The following is a 21867-nucleotide window of genomic DNA, read 5'->3' as shown; positions in this document are numbered from 1 at the left end:
TAGTTCGAGCAGCGAACTAACTATGGCGAGGCGCTCCGGCCGGGGCCATCCGGGGAATCCCTGCGAGCGAAGGCACTACACCGGCGGGGCTGCCCTCACTCGAAGCTGACGCGCGTGGCGATGAGCACGCCGTTCACGACCTTCGACCCTTCGAGGTTGACGTTGACCCCATTGCCCAGGTTCGCCACCGTTCCGTTGACGAACACCACGGCCGGGTCGCTGGCGTCGACGGGCTGGCCTTTCACCCGGAAGCTCGCGGCCGAGCTGAAGTTGCCGATGGCACCGATCAGGTTGAAAGACGCGGGTCCGCCGGTGCCCGGCACATGGCGGATCTTGAGCTTGGAAGCCTGGAGGACGCCGTTGGACATGACGCCGCCGACTTCCACCTTGACGCCGTTGCCGACCGCGCTGGCAGGCCCGCCGGTGATCTGCGCCGACGCGGCGTTCACCGGGACACCGAGCGCGCGCAAGGACCCCAATCCGGCGTAGTCGGTGACGATGCCGGCGATCTGTACCGGCGTGGCATTCGCCCTCGGCACCGGATACCACCACTGGACAAGGGTGGCCGTCAGCCGGCCCGGCAGCACGGTGTTCGCGCGCACGCGCACCAGGATGCCATTGGCCAGCGCGCTGCCGTCCAGGCTGCCGGAGAGCACCGCCGTGCTGTAGTCGACCGTGAAGCTGCCGATGGTGAAGGTGTGCCGCAGGGGGTCGAGGTTCTGCACCGTGCCGGTCAGAATGGCCGCGGAGGGGCCGCGCTGCTCGATGCGCGTGGCCCGCAGGATGCCCGGCGCGCCCGGCAGGCCCCACACCTGCAGTGTGGTGCCCGGCGGGATGGCGGCGAGGCCGGTGGCATCGGCCCACACGGTGGCGTTGTCCGTGGTCACAGTCGTGCCGAGGATGACGAAGCTGCCCTGCGCGAGATCGACCGAGGACGGCGTTCCGCGCAGATCCGCGGCGGAATCGACCTGGCGTGCGGTGCCGCTCGTGAAGTCGGCGTTGACCGGCCCGATGACCTTGGCGCTCATGCCCAGTTGCAAGGAGGGCGCATCCTCGACTTTCAGGACGGCGGTGTCGGTGTTGTAGCGCAAGCCGTTGACGATGATGCTGCCCGAGCCGTCGACCGCGCCGACGCCGGACGCATCGGCGGTGCTCACGCCGGTGCCGCCGGAGCCTACGCCACCGTCGCCACCCGCCCCTGCGGTCGCGGTCCCGGTGCTGCCCGAGCCCGTTCCGCCGGGTGCGGAGGCCGTCCCGCCCGAGCCGGACGTACCGCCACCCTGGCCATCTCCCCCACCGCCGGCCGGGCTGCTCCCGTCGCCCGAACTCAATCCATGCGCCCGACCCCACGATGCCGGCGCCCCCGACGGCAACACCCCCTGCCGCCGCTGCCACCGCCGCCGCACGAGAGCAGCAGCGCGGTCGACAGCGCCAGCAGGCGGCGCGCAGGAATGCGTACTTCATGCTTTTCTGTCCGATTTTTTCGAGGGGGTCGCCATGGAAGCTTTTGCCACTTCCGCGGCGTCTTCGTAGTAGGTGTAAATGCCGACTCGGATGCGACCCGAGGCCGTGTTGTCCGCCGCCTCGAAGGCACGGGTCATCTCACGCGTCAGTTCGTGGTGCAGCGCGCTCCAGCGTTGCCGCGCCAGCTGGTGGATCCGCTCGCAATCCTCGACCGAGATGCCGGTGGCGAACACCGAGCGCTCGAGCAGGGGTGCAGACGCGCCCAGGGTGTTGGCAACGCCGGCCAGCAGATGGTCGCGCGCGTTGTCGCCGAGGAAGGCGAGCATGCCCTTCAGATCCGTCGCCGGCACGAATCCGGCAGCGTTCAGCTCGACGCGGCCTGCCCGCTCGGTCGCCATGTTCAGGCGCACCAGTTCGTCGAGGATGGTGCGGTGATGCACGTTCCCGCGGCTGGCGTGCCGGGCCACGGTCTCGAAGGAGGCTGCCTCGCCCTCTGCCGCGATCGGCAAACTCAGCAAGGCAGGATCGTCGGTGGACATCTGGAGCCAAAGGGTGAGCGTCTTGGCCGCGGCCGACATCTCGGTGTGCGGCAGGGGTTCTTCTGACTCCCGCACCTTGGCCGTCACGGCCTTGCGGTTCAACCCGGTGGTCACCGAAATCTGGCTGAGGTTCGGCTCGACGCCCTTGGCCAGCCATGCCCGGCGCGCCTCGTCGATGAGGAGTTCGCGCAGCATCAGTTCGAGGTTTGCGTGCTTGAGGCCCAGCGCCAGCGCGAGGCGAATCATCGGCCGCATGACGCGCGCGCAGGCCTGAAGCGCCCAGCCCGTGGGGCCCTCGCCCCCAGGGTGCGCGGCCTCGACGTGCGCGGCGCCGCCGCCTTCGTCAGGCCTGGCGCTGCTCGATCCAGTGCGTCTTGTCGCCATAAAGCCGGTTGCCCAAGGCCATGGCCTCGTTGAGATGGTGTCGGTTGCGGGGAATGTCGGGAAGCCACAGGCTGCCGCTCGGGACAGCTTCCTCCTGAAAGATCTCGTCGGACCAGCGCAGCCTGATCTCGAACAGGGCCCTCAAGGTCCTATGCGACACGATGTTCCCCAGTGCAGAAGATGACAGGCATTGACGCTCAGTTACCAAGTGGACAGTGACATGCGTAACCGTCTTACAAAAAGCTGGGTCTGACTATAAGACAAGCGCATTATCGATGTGAAGTTTTCACATGCCAAACGGCCGATGCTTCGAGGAAAAAATGTCAAAGCCTGTCACACACAAGAAGAGCTCGGCGGCCTCGCGCAGCCATCGCTCGAACGGTGCTCCGCGATACGCCAGGGCCTCGGCGCGGATTTCGACGGAGCCCCGCGAAAAGATGGCGCGCAGCGCCTGGATCGCCGCGATGGACGCGAGGAAGGCCGTGCAGGCGCGCATCGCCGCGGCCTTCGGGAAATACCTCGAGGGGTCCGGGCCAGGCCCCACGGACGAACAGCTGCTGAACTTCGCAAGACTGGCGATCGCGGAGCAACGGCTCGAGCGCCGGCTACGCTGTACGCCACCCATCCTTCCTTCGCGAGGAGATCAGCCATGACCTCGACCGCCTTCGCCCGCCCCCCGGGCCCTCCGGATGTCGCTTTCGGCAGCCTGATCGATCTGGCGATGGTGCGAACAGGCGCGGTCTCGGTGGAGGTGTGCGAGGCGTGCAGCACGATCAATCTCGGCTCCGCGCGATTCTGCAAGGGCTGCTCGCACAAACTGCCGGCGTTCTATCGCGAACAGCCAGCGAGCGAGATGACGGTGCCGCTCGGCGGGTTGCGCGTTGCGCACGGGCGGGGTTGGACATGGGATCTGGCGGCGTTCTGGCTCGTCATCAATTCGCTGGCGGGCGCGACGGCGTTCGGCATCGGCTGGTAGCAGCGGCAACACCACCGGCCCGCTGCCATGCGAGACAAAGCCAGCCAGCCGATCACCGGCATGAGCGAGACGGCGATGCGCTCGCCGGCTTTCGATCACGCCGACCCCGCCGCCAACGAGCCCTTGCAGCCGGATGCAGCGCCGATATCGCGGACGCCGTCGGCACAGCCCAACTGGACGGACTGGCAGCCGCCCGGGCCGGCCATTCCGCCGCACCAGCTGACGCGCGTCTGCGATGCGTGTCAGACGCTCAACAGGGACACCGCCCATTACTGCCGGCATTGCGCGCGCAAGCTGCTGCCGCCCGGCATCGCGGAGCCCGCGGGGACGGCGACCAGCGAGCTGCGCGGGCGGCCGGCGCCGCAGCCGGCGCTGGACGAGTGGCCTCCGGTGCGCAAGCAGCGCGGGAGCAGGACGGCTCGACGCGTGCTGGGGATCCCTGTGCCGCCGGGCGTCGATGCGTCCATCGTGTGGTTGCTGCTCGTGCTGGCGGTGTCGCATGGCGCCTTCGTGCTCTGGTATCTCGGCCGCTCGGCGATGCAAGGCCCGCCGCCGTCCCTTCCGGCGCCGAGCGTGTGGCAGCCGTCCTCGGCCGAGCCGGAGAGCCGGACGGCAGCGACGACGCCTCCCCAGCCTGCCGCGCCGGTGACCGAAGCGAGACGCGAGCCCGACCCGCCGCAGGCATCGGAGACACGCGTTGCCGAGCCGGCAACGCCTGCGCCGCGTCTGCAGGACGACCCCGCGCCTGCTCTTTCTTCGTCGCCGGTCGAGACGGCAGCGGCCACGCCAACTGCCGAGCCGGAAGCGGCGCCGCCCGAAGCGATGCCAGTGCTGGTGCCGAGGCCTGCGCCCGTCGAGACGGCCAGGGCTCTCGCGCCTGCGCCTTCGAGGGCGACTGAGTTCCGCAGGCCGGTCGAGCCTGCCCGGGCCGCCGAGCCCGCGAAGCTCGCCGAGCCGGTGAGGACTGTCGAGCCCAAGGTTCAGGGTGACACGAGCGGGAGCGCGGTTTCCGCGTCGGTTCAGCAGCCGTCGGTTCAACAGCCTGTTGCTCCACCGCGGCCGGTGACTGTCGAGGCCCAGCCCCGCTCGGTCCCGGCTCCGCAGATTCAGGCTGCCCTGCCTCGAGGCCCGTCTCCGAGCCAATGCGACCGCTACAACCCGTTCGGGGAAGTTGCCTGCATGAATGCCCGGCCGGCCGGGTCGGCGGCGCAGTCATCCCGGACGGCTTCCGGCACTGCTGGCACTGGGAATTCCAGGGTCGAGCCTCGGCTACAACGACCGATTTTGTTCGCTGCTGGTGGGGGTGGGGCTTCCGCGGGTGGCGACGGTGGCGCGGGTGGTAGTGCCGGTGGTGGCGCCGGTGGTGGCGCCGGTGGTGGCGCCGGTGGTGGCGCCGGTGGTGGTGGTGGTGCTGGCGCTGGCGCCGGTGGTGGTGCTGGCGCTGGCGCCGGTGGTGGTGCTGGCGGTGGTGCTGGTGGCGGCGCTGGCGGTGGTGCTGGTGGCGGCGCTGGTGGTGGTGCTGGTGGCGGCGCCGGTGGTGGTGCTGGTGGTGGTGCCGGTGGTGGTGCCGGTGGTGGTGCCGGTGGTGGTGCCGGTGGTGGTGCCGGTGGTGGCGCTGGCGGTGGTGCTGGCGCGGGCGGTGGCGCGGGTGGTGGCGGCGCTGGCGGCGGAGGCCCCGGCGGCGGCGGACCTGGTGGCGGCGGTGGTGGAGGCGGGCCGGGTGGCGGAGGACCCGGTGGGAGGCGGTGGCGGAGGACCCGGCGGTGGCGGTGGCGGGCCTGGCGGCGGTGGCGGAGGCCCCGGCGGTGGTGGTGGCGGCGGCGGGCCCGGCAGGTAATCCAGGAATCACCCTGCCGACCCGGGCTCTCTTCCTCGGCGTGCAATGGTCGACGTGATGCGACCGGCCTCAATTGGTGAGAAGCCTTCTGACCAATGCCCTGTTTGTAATGACATTGTCGTTACCGTATGCTAAGGTGCAGCCAATCAACAGGAAGGACAGCCGCCATGACAACAGCCGTCACCAAACCGCGCAGAGAAACGCTGAACTTGCGGATTCCAGCGGTAGAGCGCAATCTCATCGACCGTGCGGCCGAGTCGGCAGGCAAGACACGCACGGACTTCATCCTGGAAGCCGCGCGGCGCGCCGCCGAAGAAGCGCTGCTGGATCGAGCGCTGATGGTTGTCAGCCCGGAGGCCTATGCGAAGTTCTTGAAACGGCTCGACCGCCCTGCCCAGCCGAGTGAGCGACTGCAGCGCACCATGCAAGCAAAGGCGCCCTGGCCGACGGCCTGAGCCGGATGCTGCGCGCCCCCGAAGCGCTCAATCCCGACCACGTTATCGCCGAATTCGACTGCGGGATTGTTTCACTCAACACATGGCTGCAGCGCCGCGCGGCTGCCAACCAAGTCAGCGGCGCATCGCGCACGTTCGTCGCCTGCGAGGGCGAGCGAGTTGCAGGCTACTACGCCCTGGCGTCAAGTGCAGTCACCCCAGCGTCCGCCCCGGGGCGCTTCCGCCGCAACATGCCGGACCCGGTTCCGGTTGTCGTGCTCGGCCGCCTGGCGGTGGCGGCGAGCCATCATGGCCAGGGGCTTGGGCGCGCCCTTTTCCAGGACGCGGCGCTCCGCGTCATCCATGCAGCCGACGCGATCGGCATCCGGGGTATGGTCGTACACGCCCTTTCAGAAGATGCCAAGGTCTTCTACTTGCGCCTCGGTCTCGACGAGTCCCCTCTCGACCCGATGACGCTCATGGTGACGATCGCCGATCTGCAGGCCGCGGTCAAAAAACGATGAGGCCGTGCCGCAGTCGATGCACCGCGACGCTGGGCCTGCAGAATGCATCTCTTCGCACCCATTGAGCGTTCCATGACAAGCTGGACCATTGCCGACGCAACACAAGAAGAAGTGAAGTCCGGCGAACTCGGGCGCCGACTGCGTCACTTCAACTACGGCTTCGTCGGCGAGTACCCCGAAGCGCAGCCCGTGTGGCTCAACGCCAAGGACGAACAAGGCCGAACGATCGGAGGACTTCGCGGATACGTGTTCCTGTATTGGCTCCAGATCGACGTGTTTTGGGTCGACGAGGCAGTCCGCGCCGCCGGCCTCGGGAGCGAACTGCTCGCGCAGGCCGAAGCCAGGGCGAAGCATCTGGGCGCGCACAGCGCAAAGCTCGAGACCTTCGAGTGGCAGGCGCGCGGCTTCTACGTGAAGCACGGCTACGAGGAGTTCGGCCGCATCGACAAGCACACCCAGGGCTTCTATCTGGCGTTCATGATGAAGGCGCTCTGACCCAAGCGGCAGAATCAAATCACCAAAGCCAAGGCGCTCTATGAACGATTCGGCTTCGAGGCCGAAGGGTTCATGGCGCCGCGCGTTCCGGATCGAGGGCGACTACCACGACGGCTATGCCATGGCGCTGGTGCGGATGCAGCCATGGACTTCAGCGCGCCGGCATGGGCCTGCCGGCTGTGGCGTAGAGCTCCGACAGCGCGACCACGCGGCCATGCAGCGGAAGGATGCGGTCGATCTTCAGGCCGAGCCGCTCGATGTTGGCGATCAGGTTCAGGTGGTTCGCATTCGGCGCGGGCAGGGGCGGCGCGTTTGGCGGGCTCGGCGTGAAGGCATCCGCCTGGATCAGCAGCTTCTCGTTGGGCAGATAGACCATGATGAAGCTGTCGCTGTGGACGCTGTTCGTGATGCGGTGCACCTCGATCGGGCGCGATGCGTCGCCCATGACCAGGCTGTCGCCGACGGCGAGCGTGCTCGGGCGCTTGCCTTCCTGCGCCATGCGGTCGGGTCGCACGCGGTTGGCCTGCGCGAAGGCGCTTTCAAAGTAGGGAACGTTGGCCGCCTGCGTGACGATGGTCGCGCCTTCCGCCACGGCAGTGCGCACGCCGCCCGCATGGTCGAAGTGCGCGTGGCTGTTGATCGCGAAGCGGATCGGCTTGCCCGGCACCAGGGCCTTGGCCTGGGTGATCACGGCCTGGGTGCGGGCGTCGTTGAGCGGGGTCTCGACCAGCACCAAATGATCCCTCGCCTCGATGGCCACGCTGTTATGCGAGCCACCGCCGAGGAACCACACGCCCTCGGCCACCTTCTCGGCGGTGACGCGCTCACCCGTGTTGCGCGCGGCATCGGGGACCTGCAGTGCCGCGGTATCGGCGTTGGGCTGCACCTCCTTGACGGTCAGGTCGAGCACCGGAAAGCCGCCCATGCTCTGCCGGATCCGCATCGGAAACCGGATGCCGGCGACGTCGCGGTAGTCCGAATAGGACGTGAGCGCGCGGGTGTCGCCCAGCACGGGGTCGGGGAACACGGAATCGACCTGCGTCACCAGGCCCTCGCTACTGATTTGCGCGGTCGCGCTGAAGCGGCCCGGCTCGACGAAGCTGAGCGTCGAGCCGCCATCCGCGCCGCGGCGCGCGCTGGCGTTGTTTCGCGCCGCCGCCTTGAGCACGCCGTGCGGCGTGATCCAGAGTTGGTGCATGCGGTCGGAGACGAGGCGCGGTCCCGGCGCGACGCCGCCCGGCGTCTGGTTCCACGCCAGGTCGCCGTGGATGAACTGGTCGTTGCGCTGCTGGCCTGAGAGCGGGTAGCCGCCACCGCCCGTGGGCTCGGCACGGCTCAGCACGATCTCGTCGCGCATGGCACCGCTGTCGTAGTCGATGGTGCGGGTATACGAGTGCAGCGTGATGCGCGGCCAGGGAGCACCGGGCTTGTACGCCTGGCCGAAGGTGTAGCCGACGCCCTCGGCCACGTAGCGCAGGCGCTTGGCTTGCGCCTCGCCCATCGTGGCGGAAGCACGGGCCAACGCGTCGCCGGCGCTGCCCGGGTTCGAGGCGCAGGCAGCCAGCCCACAGGCCATGGCGATGACGAAGGCCGATCGACATGCCGTGCCACGCGTGAAGGCGGATCGGGTCATGGTGTCTCCTGACCTACTTCGGCCGGATCGCATCGGCCGTCCCCTGGATGAAGGCCTTGATCTTCTCCACGTCCTCGGCGCTCAGCTTGCCGGTGAAGTCGGGCATGCCGCGCTCCATGGCCGGGCCCTTGAAGATGAATTTGTCGAGGTTCTCGATGTAGTTCGCATTCATGTAGCCCAGGTTCGGGATGTTGCCGCCGCGGTCCACGCCCGGCACGCCGTGGCAGAAGACGCAGTTGCTCACGTAGAGCAGCGTGCCGTCGGGCACCTTGGCCGGGTCGTACTTCACGCCCTGCAGCAGCTTGTCCATGCGGTACTGCACGAACTCCGGCTTCGGCGCATTGCCGCCGACCACGAAGGTATAGACGGTGCCCGGTCCCTGCCGCTCGGTGGCGCGCGCGGCCAGGCCATAGACCCCGCCCCAGCCCACCGCGATCGAGACGTACTGCTTGCCGTCCACCATGTAGGTGGAAGGCGCGGCGACCACGCCGGTGCCGGTGGCGGTCTCCCAGAGCTTCTCGCCGGTCTTGGCGTTGTAGGCGACGAGGCGGCCGTCGGCCGTGCCTTGGAACACCAGGTTGCCGGCCGTCGTCAGCGTGCCGCCGTTCCAGGGCGAGACGTGCTCGACGGCCCAGGCCTGCTTCTGCGCCACCGGGTCCCAGGCGATCAGGCGGCCGAAGGGCTTGCTCTTGGGCGGCTCGGCGTTGATGAACATGGCCGTGTTCCAGCCCAGCGCGGCATGGGGGCGGGCCGGCATGTTCTCGTTGAACTTCCAGGCCTTGTCGTCCATCAGGCTCAGCGGGATGTTCTGCGCCGGCAGGTAGGCCAGCCCGGTCTGCGGATTGAAGGACATCGAGTGCCAGTTGTGCGCGCCGAAGGGGCCGGGAATGCTGTCACCGGGCTTTTCGTTCTGGCGCGCAGCGGCGACCTCGATGGGGCGGCCGTTCTTGTCGTAGCCGGTGGCCCAGTTGACGTCGACGAAGTTCTTCGCGGAGATGAACTTGCCGTTGGTGCGATCGAGGACGAAGAAGAAGCCGTTCTTCGGCGCATGCAGGATCACCTTGCGCGGCTTGCCGCCGATCTTCAGGTCGGCCAGGATCATCGGCTGGGTCGAGGTGTAGTCCCAGTTGTCGCCCGGGGTCTCCTGGTAGTGCCAGACGTATTTGCCGGTGTCGGGGTCGAGCGCGACGATCGAGGCCAGGTAGAGGTTGTCCCCGCCCTTCGGGCTGCGCTTGCTGCGCGCCCATGGCGAGCCGTTGCCGGTGCCCACGTACATGAGGTTGAGCTCGGGGTCGAAGGCCAGCGTGTCCCAGGCGGTGCCGCCGCCGCCCGCTTCCCAATACTTGCCGCTCGGGTCCCAGGTCTTGGCGGCCTTGGCCATCGAAGCGTCCTCGAAGGGCTTGGACGGATCGCCCGGCACGGTGAACCAGCGCCACTTCTGCTCGCCGGTCGCGGCGTCGTAGGCGGTGACGTAGCCGCGCACGCCGTACTCGGCGCCGCCGTTGCCGATGACGACCTTGCCCTTGAAGACGCGCGGCGCGCCGGTGATGGTGTAGGACTTCGAGCGGTCGACGATGGTGTCCTTCTCCCAGACCGGCTGGCCGGTGGCGGCGTCGAGCGCGATCAGGCGTCCGTCGTAGGCCGCGACGTACACCTTGCCCTGGTGGAGCGCGACGCCGCGGTTGACCACGTCGCAGCAGCCCTTGAAGCCCTTGGACTTGTCGACCTTGGGATCGAAGCTCCAGATCTTCTTGCCGGTGCGCACGTCGACGGCATGCACCACGCTCCACGAAGCGGTGACGTACATGATGCCGTCCACCACCAGCGGGGTGGCCTCCACGCCGCGCGTGGACTCGAGGTTGTAGGACCAGGCGAGGCCGAGGTCCTTGACGTTGCCGGCGTTGATCTGGTCGAGCTTGCTGAAGCGGGTCTCGGCGTAGTCGAGGCCGTAGCTGGGCCAGTCGGGCGTCTTCGCGGCGTTGGCGCGGATGAAGGCGCCGTCGACGCGGCCGGTGGCGGCCTTGATGTGATCGGGCGAGCCCTTGCCCTGGGCCGCGGCGGGCATGGCAGTCAGGCACAGCAGCGCGCCGAGCGCCAGCGCGGTGTGGAGCTTGTTCATCGTGTCGTCTCCGGTGTCGTTATCAAGCGAAGGATCGTTCGCGCAGGCACTTTGTTCACCCTCGGGATTTCCCTAGCGCGCGACTGTTCCATTGCGGAACAAATTCGATGCGCTTCCCGAGGCGCCCACACGAGGAGGAGAAGGCCATGCCCCAGTCCCCGAGCCGCAGCGCCCCAGGCGCTCCGCGACAGCTGTTCTCGAGCACGCGCGCCGAGCGCGTGGCGCTGGCGCGTCAGCAGTTCTTCGAGGAAGGGGTGCGCCCCTCGGGGCTGGTCGGCGAGGCGGTGATCCAGTCGTGGATGCGCTGCACCCGCGCCCACACCGACCGGCGGCGCCTCGTCGCTTTCGACGCCGTCACGCCCAGCCGCCTGCATGCCACGCTGAACCGCAACCGCGAGCTGCTCGACGCGGCGCGCGCCGAGCTGGCGAGCATGGAGAGCTCGCTCGCCGGCACCGGCTCGCGCGTGCTGCTGACCGATGCGCAGGGCGTGATCGTGCACGTCACGCACAACCCGTCGGCGGCGCAGCAGCCGATCCTGCACAAGACCGCGCGCCTGGGCGTCAACATCGCCGAGAGCGTGGTCGGCACCACGGCGCCGGGCATCGTCACGTGCACCGGCCTGGCCTGCACGGTCGACGGTGCCGAGCACTACTTCGACTACCTGCGCGAGATGCAATGCGCGGCGGCGCCCATTCGCGACGTGCATGGCCGGCTGGCCGCGGTGCTCGACGTCACGGTGGAGTCGCGGCCCTTCGGCTTCGATGCGGCCTCGATGGTCGCGCTCTACGCCACCACCATCGAGAACCGGCTGCTGCTGGCGCAATCGGCCGACCGGCTGGTGCTGCGCTTCCAGGCCAGCCCGGCGCTGCTGGGCACGCCGCTGGAGGCGCTGGCCGGCGTGGCGCCGGACGGGAGCGTGGCCTGGCTCAACACGGCTGCGGCGCGGCTCGTCGGACGGCTGCCCCCATCGGGACCGCGCGACGTGGAGCGCCTGTTCGGGCTCGACCTCGCCACGCTGCTGCGCCTGGGCCGGCGCGAAGCGGCGCAGCCGGTGCGGCTGGCGAGCGGGCTGGGCGTGTGGCTGCAGGCGCGGCTGCAGGCGTACGACGGGGTGGACTTCAGGCACGCGATCGGCATGGCGGGGATCGCGGACGCGAGCCCGCCCGCCATCGAGACCACCCAGCCGTCCGCTGCCCCCGAAGCCGCCCCCGGCGGCGACGGCACCCTGCGCAGCCACAGCCGCAAGCTGATCGAGGACACGCTGGCCGCGCACGGCGGCAACATCTCGCACGCAGCGCGCCAGCTGCGGGTGTCGCGCGGCACGCTCTACCGGCGGCTGCACAGCTGGGAACAGGACGGCAAGGGCGACTGAGGCCCACAGCGCGCCCGGGTTAGCCCGCTCAGCCCTGTTGGTCGCGATCGATACGATGGCCCGCCAGGCGCAGCCCTGCCCTGCGCTGGAGTCGAGATGAACCCCCAGATTTCCGAGCCCGAGCGCCTGGCGCTCTACCGAACGATGCGGCGCATCCGCGCCTTCGAGAACGCCGCCGAGGCGGCCAGCCAGGGCGGCGTCAGCGCCTACGGGCAGGAGGCGGCGGGCGCTGCCCGGGTGCGCGGCTCGCTGCACCTGTCCACCGGCCAGGAGGCCGTCGCCGCGGGCGTCTGCACCCACCTGGCGAAGACCGACTAGCTGACTTCCACGCACCGCGGCCACGGCCACACGCTGGCCAAGGGCGCCGACCTGACGCGCATGATGTGCGAGCTCTTCGGCAAGGCCAGCGGCTTCAATGGCGGCAAGGGCGGCTCCATGCACATCGCCGACTTCTCGGTCGGCATGCTGGGCGCCAACGGCGTGGTCGCGGCCGGGCTGCCCATCGCGGTGGGGGCGGCGCATGCGCAGAAGCTCCAGGGGGAGGACGCGATCACCGTGTGCTTCTTCGGCGACGGTGCGATCAATCGCGGTCCCTTTCTGGAATCGCTGAACTGGGCGCGCGTCTATGGCCTGCCGGTGCTCTTCGTCTGCGAGGACAACCAGTGGAGCGCGACCACCGCCAGCGGGCCGATGACGGCCGGCGACGGCGCCTCGGCCCGCGCCGAGGCGCTGGACATCCCCGCGACTCGGGTGGACGGCAACGATGTCTTCGCGGTGCAGGCCGCCGCGGGCACGCTGGTGGCCGAGGTGCGCGCCGGCCACGGGCCGCGGCTGCTGCATGCGCTGACCTACCGCGTGAAGGGCCATGTGTCGGTCGACCCGGCGGTCTACCGCGATCCGGCCGAGCTGGCCGCCGCGCTCGAAACCGATCCGCTCGCGCGCGCACGTGCGCGCCTGCTGGCCGAGGGCGCGGAGCCCGCCCTGCTCGATGCGATCGAGCGCGAGGCGCTGGCGGAAGTCGAGGCGGCCCTCGCCGCGGCCGAGGCTGCGCCCTGGCCCGAGGCCGCGGCCGCCTTCACCGACGTGCAGAGCACCGGAGCCGGCCAATGGATATGAGCAGCGACATGGCACCCGGCCGCGCGGCCGTAGGCACGGTGAAGGAGCTCAGCTACGCCGAAGCCGCCGCGCTGGCCTTGCAGCGCGAGATGGAGGCCGACTCCCGCGTGGTGGTGCTCGGCGAGGACGTGGGCCGCGGCGGCATCTTCGGCCAGTACAAGGGCCTGCAGCAGCGCTTCGGCGCGGAGCGCGTGATCGACACGCCGATCTCGGAGGCCGCGATCATGGGCGCCGGCGTGGGCATGGCGCTGGCAGGCCTTCGCCCGGTGGTCGAGATGCGCGTGGTGGACTTCGCGCTGTGCGGCATGGACGAGCTGGTGAACCAGGCCGCAAAGAACCGCTTCATGTTCGGCGGCCAGGGCCGGGTGCCGCTGGTGGCGCGCATGCCGGGCGGCATCTGGGATGCGTCTGCGGCGCAGCATTCGCAGTCGCTGGAAGCCTGGTTCGCGCACCTGCCGGGCGTGGTGGTGGTCTGTCCCTCGACGCCGCAGGACAACCATTCGTTGCTGCGCTCGGCGCTGCAGTGCGGAGATCCGGTGGTCTACATCGAGCACAAGAATCTGTGGGCGTTGCGCGGCGCGGTGGACGAGTCGCTCGCCGTTCCGCTCGGCAAGGCCGCGCGCTTGCGTCGGGGCGATGCTCTGACGATGGTCAGCTGGAGCCGCCAGCTGCAGGCCTGCAGGGCCGCCTGCGACGCGCTCGCGGCCGAAGGCATCGCGGTCGATCTGATCGACCTGCGCACCCTGTGGCCCTGGGATCGCGACACGGTGCTGGACTCCTGCGCACGCACGCGACGCCTGTTGGTGGTGCACGAGGCGGTGCAGGCCGCCGGCTTCGGCGCCGAGATCGCGGCTACCGCGGCCGAGGCCACCGGCTGCCGCATCGCCCGCCTCGGCGCGCCGCGCATTCCGGTGGGCTATGCGCCGGTGCTGGAGGCCCAGTCGCGGGTAAGCGCCGACCGGATCGTCGACGCCGCCCGTGCGCTTTGCCGATGAGCGACACGGCCGGCCCCGAGCTGAGCCGACGCTTGACGAGCGCGTCGCCTCGGTGTCGCGGACGGACGGACCAGGAGCGTGCGCCGACCTCAGCGACCGCGCTTTTCCGAGTCCGAATCGCGATCGCCCTCCGGAGGCGGCGGCCAGTCGTCCGGAGCCTGCATGAAGGTATCGTCGGCTTCGATGATCTCCTTGCGCCAGACCGGCACGGACTTCCTGTCGAGATCTTCGAAAAGCGAGTCGTCCTGGTCGGGATCGGTAGGTTGTTGACGAATCACCATGGTTCATCCTTCCTTAGCGAGGCGCTTGGCGCGCAGGACTTCCTGCTGACACTCCCGGGCGAGCCCCCTGTCCTGCGCGATCTTGAGTCGCGGCTCTTTCTCCTCGAGGTCTGCAAAGATCTTCCTCAGCCGCGCATGTTCTCGCTGCAGCGACTCGGTCTCGCCCTTGGACTGGAAGACCGCCCACAGGTCGGCGCACCGAACGCGCAGATTGGCCCAAAGCCCTGCATGAGCCGCAGCCACCTCCGCCTTCTTGCTGAAGGCGAGAAGCGGCGATGCGATGGAAGCGACGGCAGCAGCGCCTGACAGCACCTTCCAGATCTCCGGGTAGTTGCTCCACACGCTCCAACCCGCAACCGCCCCGGAGGCGGACAAGGCGAGGAAGATCTTCAGCGCAAAGTCGCGGTTGCTGTACTTTTCGGTGATGCAGCGCCAGTACCGACTGTTGAAGTCGGAATCCAGCATGGCGCGCCAGAGAAGTGCTTTCATGAAGACCCTCCTGGCGGCAAGCTAGCACCGCAAAGAAGGCAGCACATCCTCAACTTTTGGGAGCTGCGGTCGCCGGACGCCGTGCGAACCCGGCGGACAGCCGGTCGGCCGCCGATGCAAGAGGCCTGCTCGGCAGCAGCCATGACAGCGCCGCTGTCGATGCGCAGGCCCAGAGGATGGAAGTCCGCTGCTAGGCCGCGAAGCCGCCGTCGATGTTGAGACTGGCACCGGTGACGAATCCGGCCTCCGGCCCCGCGAGGTACGCCACCATGCCCGCGATCTCTGCGCCGCGGCCGTGTCTCGGAATGGCCATGAACCCGTGCATGGTGGAAGCCATCGGGCCGTCGGCCGGGTTCATGTCGGTGTCGACGGGGCCGGGCTGCACGTTGTTGATCGTGATACCGCGCGGTCCGAGGTCGCGCGCGAAGCCTTGCACGAGGCCGGTGAGTGCGGACTTGCTCATGGCATAGACACCGCCGCCTGCAAAGGGCATGCGCTCGGCGTTGGTGCTGCCGATGTTGATGATGCGGCCGCCCTCGCCCAGGTGGCGCAGCGCCGCCTGGATGGCGACGAAGACGGCGCGCACGTTGACGTTCAGCGTGAGGTCGAAGTCTTCCAGCGAAATCTCGTCGGCGGCACCGAGCTTGAGAACGCCTGCGTTGTTGACCAGGATGTCGAGCCGGCCGAATGCCTGCGCAGCCTGGTCGACAGCCGCGCGCAGTGCATTCGCATCGGCGCTGTCGACGCGCAGCGCGAGCGCGCGCCCGCCTGCGGCTTCGATGCTTGCGGCCAGGTCCTTGGCCGCGGCATCGTTGCTGGCGTAGCTGAAGGCGACGGCGGCGCCGTCCTGGGCGAGGCGCCGCACGATGGCAGCGCCGATGCCGCGCGAACCGCCGGTGACGAAGGCGGCCTTGCCGCCGAGGATGGGCTTGGGAGAAGTGGCTTGGGTCATGGTTGGCTCCGGAAGTGTGTTGCGATGCCTTCAGTGTCGCGATTCGGTTGCGCCTTCGGTAGCCGCCGACAAGCCCTATCAATTTCAACTTTGGGTTGAAAATCCGCCCATGCAGCCCCTGAGCCATCTCGAGTCCTTCGTCCGCAGCGCCGAGACCGGCAGCTTCTCCGCCGCCGCGCGGCAGTTGGGCCTGACACCGGCGGCCGTGAGCAAGAACGTCGCGCGCCTAGAAAAGAGCCTGGGCCTGCGCCTGTTCCAGCGCAGCACCCGCAAGCTGGCGCTGACCGAGGGCGGGGAACGGCTGCTGGGGCAGATCTCCGGCGCACTCGGCACGCTGGCCGATGCCATGGCAGGGGCGGCCGGGACCGACGGCCAGCCGGCCGGCACGCTCAAGGTGAGCATGGGCCAAGCCTTCGGGCGCGAGTACCTGGTGCCGCTTCTGGGCGAGTTCCTGGCGCGCTATCCGGCGGTTCTGCCGGACTGGCATTTCGACAACCGCCCGGTGGACCTGATCGGCCAAGGCTTCGATGCCGCGATCGGCGGCGGCATTCCACTCACGCCCGGCGTGGTGGCGCGCGAGCTGGGACGCATCCGGGTGGTGGCGGTGGCCGCGCCGCAGTACCTGGCCGGGCGGCCGCTGCCCGGGCATCCGGTGGACCTGGCGGGCTTCGACGGCATCCTGCGGCGCTCCTCCGCCACCGGGCGCGTGGGTGCGTGGAGCCTGCGCAACGAGTCCGGCGAGGAGGTGGCCGTGGAGGCGAAGCCGCGCCTGGTCTTCGACGACCCCGAGGCGATGTGCCGCGCCGCCACGATGGGCCTGGGCATCGCCCTGCTGCCCATGCCCTTCGCGCTGTCCTGGTTGCAGAACGGTGCGCTGCGGCGCGTGCTGCCGGGCTGGTGGGCCGATGCGGGGCCGATCTCCATCTACTATCCGAGCCGCAAGCTGCTGCCGGCGAAGACGCGCGCGTTCGTCGACTTCGTGGTGGAACGCTTTCGCGAGCAGGGCTTCGCCGAACGCATGCAGGGCGCCTGCGTCGCGCCTGCATGAACACGGGGTTATTCCCTGCGGCGGATGTCATCCGCGGCATGTACAACACGGCGCCATGCATTCACAGGATCACAACATGAGACATTCCTCTTCCGTTTCCCGCCGCGGCGCACTCGCCGCGGCTGCCACCGCCACGCTGCTGCTGGCCGCGGGCACCGCCGGCGCGCAGGGCGCCTGGCCGAACAAGCCGGTGCGCATCGTCGTACCCTTCGCGGCGGGCGGCACCACCGACATCCTGGCGCGCGCCGTGGCGCCGGAGCTCTCGAAGGCCTTCGGCCAGCAGTTCATCGTCGACAACCGCGCGGGCGCCGGCGGCAACGTGGGCGCCGAGATCGTCGCCAAGGCACCCAACGACGGCTACACGCTGCTGATGGGCACCGTGGGCACGCACGGCATCAACCGCGCGCTTTACCCCAAGCTGCCCTACGATCCGATCAAGGACTTCGCGCCGATCACGCTGGTGGCCGCGGTGCCGAACGTGATGGAGATGAACGCCGACAAGGCGAAGGCGCTCAACATCAACAACGTGGCGGACTTCATCAAGTACGCCAAGGCCAACCCGGGCAAGCTCAACATGGCCTCGAGCGGCAGCGGCACCTCGATCCACCTGGCCGGCGAGCTCTTCAAGACGATGACGGGCAGCTTCATGACGCACATCCCCTACCGCGGCTCGGGCCCGGCGCTGCTCGACCTGGTGGGTGGCAATTCAGACGTGATGTTCGACAACCTGCCTTCGTCGATGCAGCAGATCAAGGGCGGCAAGCTCAAGGCCCTGGCCGTGACCAGCTCGCAGCGCTCGCCCGCCCTGCCCGACGTACCGACGGTCGAGGAGGCCGGTGGCCCCTCGCTCAAGGGCTACGAGGCGAGCTCGTGGTTCGGCCTGCTGGCCCCGGCCGGCACCCCGCCCGAGATCGTCAACCGCATCCAGCAGGAAGTGGCCAAGTCGCTGGGCACGCCCGCCATCAAGGAGAAGTTGCAGGCCCAGGGCGCGATCCCGAGCGGCAACACGCCAGCCGCGTTCGCCAAGCTGATCGACAGCGAACACACCAAGTGGGCGAAGGTGGTGAAGGCCTCGGGCGCGAAGGTGGACTAAGCCCGAGGCTGGCTCGCCTTGCGGCGAGCTAAACCTCCCAGGTGACGTCCTTGCCGTCAGCCAGTGACTCCTTGAGCATGTGCAGCAAGGGCACCGCACGCTGGTGCAGCCCGACGTGCTGCTTCTCGGCCTCGTTGTCATGGCCCTCGACGGCGTAGTCGTCGTGGTTGTGGGTGTTGCGGCTCTCGCGTGCAATGGCGGACTCGAGCGCGGAGATGGCGGCCGGCATCTGCTCGCCCGTGATGACGCCCTTGGGCGCCGGCGCCTTGCCGATGATGTCGAACAACTGCCGCGCGTGCGTCTCCAGCATCACGAAGGGAGGACTGGCGCGGGATTTGAATCGGTACAGCATGGGTGCCTCGCTTACTTGTAGATGTAATCGCGAACAAAAGGGTACACCGACTGTGCGCCGCGCAGGGGCCGTTCTTTCACCTTGCCGTCGGGCTTGGTGGACAGCATCTGGTGCAGCGCGATCCAGCCTTGCTCGAAGCTCATGGCCGAGCCCGCCAGGTACAGGCGATAGGCGCGCAGGACGCGCTCGGCCTTCTCCGCGCCGCCGGTGCGCACGAGGACCTCGCGCGCCTCGTCGAAGCGGGCCTCGAGCGCATCGGACCAATGCCACAGCGTGCGCGCGTAGTGCGGCCGCAGGTTCTCGGTGTCCACCATCTCGAGGCCGGCGGCGGAGGTCTCGCGCAGGATCCGGGTGACGTGCAGCAGCTCGCCACCGGGGAAGATGTACTTCTCGATGAAGTCGCCCAGGCCGGCACCCAGCTGCGCGTAGTCGACCTGACCCGAGGTGATGCCGTGGTTCAAGGCCAGGCCGCCGGGCTTGAGCAGGGCGTGGATCTTGCGGAAGTAGGTGCCCATGTTCGCGCTGCCCACGTGCTCGAACATGCCGACGGAAGCGATTTTGTCGAAGGGTTTGTCTTCCTCGAGCAGGCGGTAGTCGCGCAGCTCCACGCGCACCCGGCCCAAGAGGCCTTTCTCTTCGATCAGCCGCGTCACGTACGCTTGCTGGTTCTTCGACAGCGTGATGCCGGTCGCGTCGACGCCGTAATGCTCGGCCGCCCACAGCAGCAGCGCGCCCCAGCCCGAGCCGATGTCCAGGAAGCGATCGCCGGGCTGCAGCATGAGCTTGCGGCAGATGTGGTCGAGCTTGGCCTCTTGCGCCTGCGCCAGCGTCATGGCGGCGTCACGGAAATAGGCGCATGAATAGACGCGGCGCGGGTCGAGCCACAGCGCGTAGAAGTCGTCGGACACGTCGTAGTGGAACTCGATCTGCTCCGCGTCCTTGCCCAGCGAATGCGAACCGCGCGAGCGGGCCTGTCGCTGCAGCCTGCTCCACCAGCCGTGGGTGATTTCCGCCGGATTGCGTGGGAGCAGTCCTACCGTCACGTCGACCAGATCGCGCATGGCGCCTTGGATCTGAACCTTGCCCTCGACGTAGGCCTCGCCTATGGCGCCCAGCTGCCGCGCGCCGAGCTTGGCGAGCGCCGACCAGTCGGAGAAGGCCAGCGTGATGCGCGATCCGGGCCGGCTGACCTTCCGGCCGTCGGGCAGCTGCAGGGTCACGGGGACCGGCAAGTCGGAGAGCTGCGATTCGATCTTCGGCATCAGGCTTGGCATGGAGCTTGGCATCAGAGTCGGCATGGAGCCATTCTTGCCAGCACGCGCAGAGTCGTCAACCGACCCTCAGGGAAAGCCCTTCTCGGTGTTGACATCAGATTGTTTAGGTCTAAACTATTGATCCATGAACAGCTTCGCACCCAACCTCCAGCGCGTCCTGTGTATCGGCGGCGGTCCGGCCGGCCTCTACTTCGCGCTCCTGATGAAAGCCAGGCAGCCGAACCTCGAAGTCACGGTGGTCGAGCGCAACCGCCCCTTCGACACCTTCGGCTGGGGCGTGGTGCTGAGCGACCAGACGCTGGACAACCTCCGCGCGGCCGACGCCCCGACCGCGGCACTGATCGGCAACGAGTTCCACCACTGGGACGACATCCAGGTCTTCTTCAAGGGCCGCCAGGTGCGCTCGGGCGGCCACGGCTTCTGCGGCATCGGGCGCAAGCGGCTGCTCAACATCCTGCAGGAGCGCTGCCTGGCGCTGGGCGTCAAGCTGGTGTTCGAGACGGACGTGACGGACGATCAGGCGCTGGCCGCCCAGTACAACGCCGATCTGGTCATCGCCAGCGACGGCCTCAACAGCCGTATCCGCCAGCGCTATGCCGAGATCTTCGAGCCCGACGTCGACCTGCGCCAGTGCCGCTTCGTCTGGCTCGGCACGTACCAGACTTTCGATGCTTTCACCTTCGCCTTCGAAGAGACGGAGCATGGCTGGTTCCAGGCCCATGCCTACCAGTTCGACGACAAGACCTCGACCTTCATCGTCGAGACGCCCGAAGAAGTCTGGAAGGCGCACGGGCTGGACCAGATGGAACAGCCCGAGGCGGTCGCCTTCTGCGAGAAGATGTTCGCGAAGTACCTGGGCGGCCACGAGCTGATCAGCAACGCCACCCATCTGCGCGGCTCGGCCAACTGGATTCGCTTCCCGCGAGTGATCTGCAAGCGCTGGACGCACCGCATCGACGTCGGCAGCAAGAGCGTGCCGGTGGTGCTGATGGGCGACGCGGCGCACACCGCGCACTTCTCCATCGGCTCGGGCACCAAGCTCGCGCTCGAGGACGCGATCGACCTGTGCAACGAGTTCTCGGGCGGCGGCGATGTCGATGCCGTGCTCGAGGCCTACGAGGCGCGGCGCGGCGTCGAGGTGCTGAAGATCCAGAACGCGGCGCGCAACTCGACGGAGTGGTTCGAGAACGTGAAGCGCTACACGGCCATGGAGGTCGAGCAGTTCGCCTACTCGCTGCTGACGCGCTCGCAGCGCATCAGCCACGAGAACCTGCGGCTGCGCGACACGCAGTGGCTGGGGGGCTACGAGCAGTGGCTGTCGGGCGGCAAGGCGATCCCTCCCATGCTCATGCCGCTCAAGGTGCGCGGGCTCACGCTCAAGAACCGCATCATGGTCTCGCCGATGGCGACCTACAGCGCAGTGGACGGAGTGCCGCAGGACTTCCTGCTCGTGCACCTAGGCGCACGCGCGCTCGGCGGCGCGGCGATCGTCTTCGTGGAGATGACCAGCCCCACGCCCGAGGGCCGCATCACCCCCGGCTGCACCGGGCTCTACAACGATGCGCAGTCGGCCGCCTTCAAGCGCATCGTCGACTTCGTGCATGCGCAAAGCACCGCCAAGATCGGCATGCAGCTGGGGCACAGCGGTCCGAAGGGCTCGACCCAGCTGGGCTGGGAAGAGATGGACGAGCCGCTGCCGCAAGGCAACTGGCCGCTGCTGGCCGCCAGCGCGCTGGCCTACGGCGAGCAGAACCAGCTGCCGGCCGCGATGACGCACGAAGAGATGGAGACGATGCGCGAGCAGTTCGTGGCCTCGACGCGGCGCGCGGCCGAGGCCGGCTTCGACTGGCTCGAGCTCCACTGCGCGCACGGGTACCTGCTGGCCTCTTTCATCAGCCCGTTGACCAATCTGCGCACCGACGAGTACGGCGGCAGCCTCGAGAACCGCTGCCGCTATCCGCTCGAGGTGTTCCGCGCCATGCGCGCAGCCTGGCCGGAGGACAAGCCGATGAGCGTGCGCATCTCGGCGCACGACTGGGCGCCCGGCGGCAACACCGATGCCGATGCGGTGGTGGTGGCGCGCCTCTTCAAGGAAGCGGGCTGCGACTTCATCGACGTCTCGTCGGGCCAGACCACCCGCGCTGCCAAGCCGGTGTACGGCCGCATGTACCAGACGCCTTTTGCCGACCGCATCCGCAACGAGGTGGGCATCTCGACCATCGCCGTGGGCGCCATCACCGACGCCGACCAGGCCAACAGCATCATCGCCGCGGGCCGCGCCGACCTGTGCGCGATCGCGCGCCCGCACCTGGCCGACCCGGCCTGGACCCTGCACGAGACGGCCAGGCTGCAGGCCCGCGAGATCGAGTGGCCCAAGCAGTACCTGAGCGGCCGCGACCAGATGTACCGCGAGATCGCCAAGCAGCAGCAGCTCGCCGCCGCCATGGCCGTGAGCGCCGCGCCGCGCAATTCCGAAGAGGAGCAATAGC

At 68.8% G+C, this 21867-nt stretch carries 22 protein-coding genes and 1 pseudogene; 11 read left to right on the top strand and 12 right to left on the bottom strand.

Going from position 1 to position 21867, the window contains the following annotated elements:
- Positions 1-95: 95 nt before the first annotated feature.
- The 4 genes from GXN78_RS16195 to GXN78_RS16180 form a co-directional block, all read right to left on the bottom strand.
- Positions 96-1331, bottom strand: a complete 1236-nt coding sequence (locus GXN78_RS16195) for a DUF5666 domain-containing protein (RefSeq protein ID WP_239142734.1) — start codon at positions 1329-1331, stop codon at positions 96-98.
- A gap of 129 nt (positions 1332-1460) precedes the next feature.
- Positions 1461-2249 carry a DUF6502 family protein gene (locus tag GXN78_RS16190; RefSeq protein ID WP_239142733.1) on the bottom strand — a complete coding sequence of 263 codons (789 nt, stop codon included), beginning with the start codon at positions 2247-2249 and terminating at the stop codon, positions 1461-1463.
- Positions 2250-2346: 97 nt separating this feature from the next.
- Positions 2347-2532: a hypothetical protein gene (locus GXN78_RS16185; RefSeq protein WP_106558972.1), complete on the bottom strand. Its 186-nt coding sequence runs from the start codon at positions 2530-2532 to the stop codon at positions 2347-2349.
- Positions 2533-2673: 141 nt separating this feature from the next.
- Positions 2674-2883, bottom strand: a complete 210-nt coding sequence (locus GXN78_RS16180) for a hypothetical protein (RefSeq protein WP_106558971.1) — start codon at positions 2881-2883, stop codon at positions 2674-2676.
- A 153-nt stretch (positions 2884-3036) separates the two neighbouring features.
- On the opposite strand from GXN78_RS16180, the gene GXN78_RS16175 reads away from it, so the two are divergent.
- A complete protein-coding gene (locus GXN78_RS16175; RefSeq protein ID WP_106558970.1) occupies positions 3037-3363 on the top strand; it encodes a hypothetical protein in 327 nt (108 codons plus the stop codon).
- Positions 3364-3632: 269 nt separating this feature from the next.
- On the opposite strand, the gene GXN78_RS16170 is transcribed toward GXN78_RS16175, so the two are convergent.
- Positions 3633-4340 (bottom strand): hypothetical protein, encoded by a 708-nt coding sequence (locus GXN78_RS16170; RefSeq protein ID WP_106558969.1) that lies wholly within the window; start codon positions 4338-4340, stop codon positions 3633-3635.
- Between the two features lie 206 nt (positions 4341-4546).
- Here GXN78_RS16170 and GXN78_RS40840 point away from each other — a divergent pair, with 206 nt between their 5' ends.
- From GXN78_RS40840 to GXN78_RS16150, 4 genes are all read left to right on the top strand, one after another.
- Positions 4547-5200, top strand: coding sequence for a hypothetical protein (locus GXN78_RS40840; RefSeq protein WP_204162229.1), 654 nt, complete (start codon positions 4547-4549; stop codon positions 5198-5200).
- Positions 5201-5367: 167 nt separating this feature from the next.
- Complete coding sequence (locus GXN78_RS16160) at positions 5368-5655, top strand: DUF1778 domain-containing protein (RefSeq protein ID WP_106556336.1); 288 nt, start codon at positions 5368-5370, stop codon at positions 5653-5655.
- Positions 5656-5660: 5 nt separating this feature from the next.
- Positions 5661-6158, top strand: a complete 498-nt coding sequence (locus tag GXN78_RS16155) for a GNAT family N-acetyltransferase (RefSeq protein WP_106556337.1) — start codon at positions 5661-5663, stop codon at positions 6156-6158.
- Between the two features lie 72 nt (positions 6159-6230).
- A complete protein-coding gene (locus GXN78_RS16150; protein WP_106556338.1) occupies positions 6231-6653 on the top strand; it encodes a GNAT family N-acetyltransferase in 423 nt (140 codons plus the stop codon).
- A 151-nt stretch (positions 6654-6804) separates the two neighbouring features.
- Here GXN78_RS16150 and GXN78_RS16145 read toward each other — a convergent pair whose 3' ends face one another.
- Together GXN78_RS16145 and GXN78_RS16140 are read right to left on the bottom strand one after the other, a co-directional pair.
- Positions 6805-8286: an MBL fold metallo-hydrolase gene (locus tag GXN78_RS16145; protein ID WP_164255492.1), complete on the bottom strand. Its 1482-nt coding sequence runs from the start codon at positions 8284-8286 to the stop codon at positions 6805-6807.
- A 13-nt stretch (positions 8287-8299) separates the two neighbouring features.
- Positions 8300-10405, bottom strand: coding sequence for a PQQ-dependent dehydrogenase, methanol/ethanol family (locus GXN78_RS16140; protein ID WP_106556340.1), 2106 nt, complete (start codon positions 10403-10405; stop codon positions 8300-8302).
- Positions 10406-10551: 146 nt separating this feature from the next.
- On the opposite strand from GXN78_RS16140, the gene GXN78_RS16135 reads away from it, so the two are divergent.
- The 3 genes and pseudogenes from GXN78_RS16135 (at position 10552) to GXN78_RS16125 (ending at position 13889) form a co-directional block, all read left to right on the top strand.
- Positions 10552-11778 (top strand): helix-turn-helix domain-containing protein, encoded by a 1227-nt coding sequence (locus GXN78_RS16135; RefSeq protein WP_106556341.1) that lies wholly within the window; start codon positions 10552-10554, stop codon positions 11776-11778.
- 96 nt (positions 11779-11874) lie between these two features.
- Positions 11875-12894: pseudogene (locus tag GXN78_RS16130) on the top strand (thiamine pyrophosphate-dependent dehydrogenase E1 component subunit alpha).
- Positions 12885-13889 (top strand): transketolase C-terminal domain-containing protein, encoded by a 1005-nt coding sequence (locus GXN78_RS16125; RefSeq protein ID WP_239142732.1) that lies wholly within the window; start codon positions 12885-12887, stop codon positions 13887-13889. The pseudogene GXN78_RS16130 and the gene GXN78_RS16125 overlap by 10 nt, the downstream one beginning before the upstream one ends.
- Positions 13890-13978: 89 nt before the next feature.
- On the opposite strand, the gene GXN78_RS16120 is transcribed toward GXN78_RS16125, so the two are convergent.
- From GXN78_RS16120 to GXN78_RS16110, 3 genes are all read right to left on the bottom strand, one after another.
- The gene (locus GXN78_RS16120) at positions 13979-14170 is read right to left on the bottom strand and encodes a hypothetical protein (RefSeq protein WP_106556342.1); all 192 of its coding nucleotides are present in this window, start codon (positions 14168-14170) and stop codon (positions 13979-13981) included.
- A gap of 3 nt (positions 14171-14173) precedes the next feature.
- The gene (locus GXN78_RS16115) at positions 14174-14635 is read right to left on the bottom strand and encodes a hypothetical protein (RefSeq protein ID WP_164255490.1); all 462 of its coding nucleotides are present in this window, start codon (positions 14633-14635) and stop codon (positions 14174-14176) included.
- A 214-nt stretch (positions 14636-14849) separates the two neighbouring features.
- Positions 14850-15611 carry an SDR family oxidoreductase gene (locus GXN78_RS16110; protein ID WP_106556344.1) on the bottom strand — a complete coding sequence of 254 codons (762 nt, stop codon included), beginning with the start codon at positions 15609-15611 and terminating at the stop codon, positions 14850-14852.
- 109 nt (positions 15612-15720) lie between these two features.
- Between GXN78_RS16110 and GXN78_RS16105 the strand changes: the two genes are divergently transcribed.
- Positions 15721-16659, top strand: a complete 939-nt coding sequence (locus tag GXN78_RS16105) for a LysR family transcriptional regulator (RefSeq protein WP_106556345.1) — start codon at positions 15721-15723, stop codon at positions 16657-16659.
- Positions 16660-16735: 76 nt separating this feature from the next.
- On the top strand, positions 16736-17752 hold the full coding sequence (locus GXN78_RS16100) for a tripartite tricarboxylate transporter substrate binding protein (protein WP_106556346.1): 1017 nt from the start codon (positions 16736-16738) through the stop codon (positions 17750-17752).
- 28 nt (positions 17753-17780) lie between these two features.
- Here GXN78_RS16100 and GXN78_RS16095 read toward each other — a convergent pair whose 3' ends face one another.
- Together GXN78_RS16095 and GXN78_RS16090 are read right to left on the bottom strand one after the other, a co-directional pair.
- On the bottom strand, positions 17781-18104 hold the full coding sequence (locus GXN78_RS16095) for a DUF1840 domain-containing protein (protein ID WP_106556347.1): 324 nt from the start codon (positions 18102-18104) through the stop codon (positions 17781-17783).
- Between the two features lie 11 nt (positions 18105-18115).
- Positions 18116-19378, bottom strand: coding sequence for a cyclopropane-fatty-acyl-phospholipid synthase family protein (locus GXN78_RS16090; RefSeq protein ID WP_106556348.1), 1263 nt, complete (start codon positions 19376-19378; stop codon positions 18116-18118).
- 124 nt (positions 19379-19502) lie between these two features.
- On the opposite strand from GXN78_RS16090, the gene GXN78_RS16085 reads away from it, so the two are divergent.
- Entirely contained in the window at positions 19503-21866 is a 2364-nt protein-coding gene (locus GXN78_RS16085) for a bifunctional salicylyl-CoA 5-hydroxylase/oxidoreductase (RefSeq protein WP_106556349.1), read from the top strand.
- The last annotated feature ends 1 nt before the right edge of the window (position 21867 follow it).

Source organism: Variovorax sp. WS11, from assembly GCF_010499245.1.
Taxonomy (GTDB): Bacteria; Pseudomonadota; Gammaproteobacteria; order Burkholderiales; family Burkholderiaceae_C; genus Variovorax.
The sequence above is the reverse complement of the archived record's forward strand: the minus strand, read 5'-3'. Positions and strand labels throughout refer to the sequence as shown.

What these genes read in the sequence shown, in the direction of transcription:
- GXN78_RS16190 (WP_239142733.1), bottom strand. Translation starts at nt 2,249, where the DNA reads ATGATTCGCCTCGCGCTGGCGCTGGGCCTCAAGCACGCAAACCTCGAA.
- GXN78_RS16180 (WP_106558971.1), bottom strand. Translation starts at nt 2,883, where the DNA reads ATGCGCGCCTGCACGGCCTTCCTCGCGTCCATCGCGGCGATCCAGGCG.
- GXN78_RS16175 (WP_106558970.1), top strand. Translation starts at nt 3,037, where the DNA reads ATGACCTCGACCGCCTTCGCCCGCCCCCCGGGCCCTCCGGATGTCGCT.
- GXN78_RS40840 (WP_204162229.1), top strand. Translation starts at nt 4,547, where the DNA reads ATGCCCGGCCGGCCGGGTCGGCGGCGCAGTCATCCCGGACGGCTTCCG.
- GXN78_RS16160 (WP_106556336.1), top strand. Translation starts at nt 5,368, where the DNA reads ATGACAACAGCCGTCACCAAACCGCGCAGAGAAACGCTGAACTTGCGG.
- GXN78_RS16155 (WP_106556337.1), top strand. Translation starts at nt 5,661, where the DNA reads ATGCTGCGCGCCCCCGAAGCGCTCAATCCCGACCACGTTATCGCCGAA.
- GXN78_RS16150 (WP_106556338.1), top strand. Translation starts at nt 6,231, where the DNA reads ATGACAAGCTGGACCATTGCCGACGCAACACAAGAAGAAGTGAAGTCC.
- GXN78_RS16145 (WP_164255492.1), bottom strand. Translation starts at nt 8,286, where the DNA reads ATGACCCGATCCGCCTTCACGCGTGGCACGGCATGTCGATCGGCCTTC.
- GXN78_RS16140 (WP_106556340.1), bottom strand. Translation starts at nt 10,405, where the DNA reads ATGAACAAGCTCCACACCGCGCTGGCGCTCGGCGCGCTGCTGTGCCTG.
- GXN78_RS16135 (WP_106556341.1), top strand. Translation starts at nt 10,552, where the DNA reads ATGCCCCAGTCCCCGAGCCGCAGCGCCCCAGGCGCTCCGCGACAGCTG.
- GXN78_RS16125 (WP_239142732.1), top strand. Translation starts at nt 12,885, where the DNA reads ATGGATATGAGCAGCGACATGGCACCCGGCCGCGCGGCCGTAGGCACG.
- GXN78_RS16120 (WP_106556342.1), bottom strand. Translation starts at nt 14,170, where the DNA reads ATGGTGATTCGTCAACAACCTACCGATCCCGACCAGGACGACTCGCTT.
- GXN78_RS16115 (WP_164255490.1), bottom strand. Translation starts at nt 14,635, where the DNA reads ATGCTGGATTCCGACTTCAACAGTCGGTACTGGCGCTGCATCACCGAA.
- GXN78_RS16110 (WP_106556344.1), bottom strand. Translation starts at nt 15,611, where the DNA reads ATGACCCAAGCCACTTCTCCCAAGCCCATCCTCGGCGGCAAGGCCGCC.
- GXN78_RS16105 (WP_106556345.1), top strand. Translation starts at nt 15,721, where the DNA reads ATGCAGCCCCTGAGCCATCTCGAGTCCTTCGTCCGCAGCGCCGAGACC.
- GXN78_RS16100 (WP_106556346.1), top strand. Translation starts at nt 16,736, where the DNA reads ATGAGACATTCCTCTTCCGTTTCCCGCCGCGGCGCACTCGCCGCGGCT.
- GXN78_RS16095 (WP_106556347.1), bottom strand. Translation starts at nt 18,104, where the DNA reads ATGCTGTACCGATTCAAATCCCGCGCCAGTCCTCCCTTCGTGATGCTG.
- GXN78_RS16090 (WP_106556348.1), bottom strand. Translation starts at nt 19,378, where the DNA reads ATGCCAAGCCTGATGCCGAAGATCGAATCGCAGCTCTCCGACTTGCCG.
- GXN78_RS16085 (WP_106556349.1), top strand. Translation starts at nt 19,503, where the DNA reads ATGAACAGCTTCGCACCCAACCTCCAGCGCGTCCTGTGTATCGGCGGC.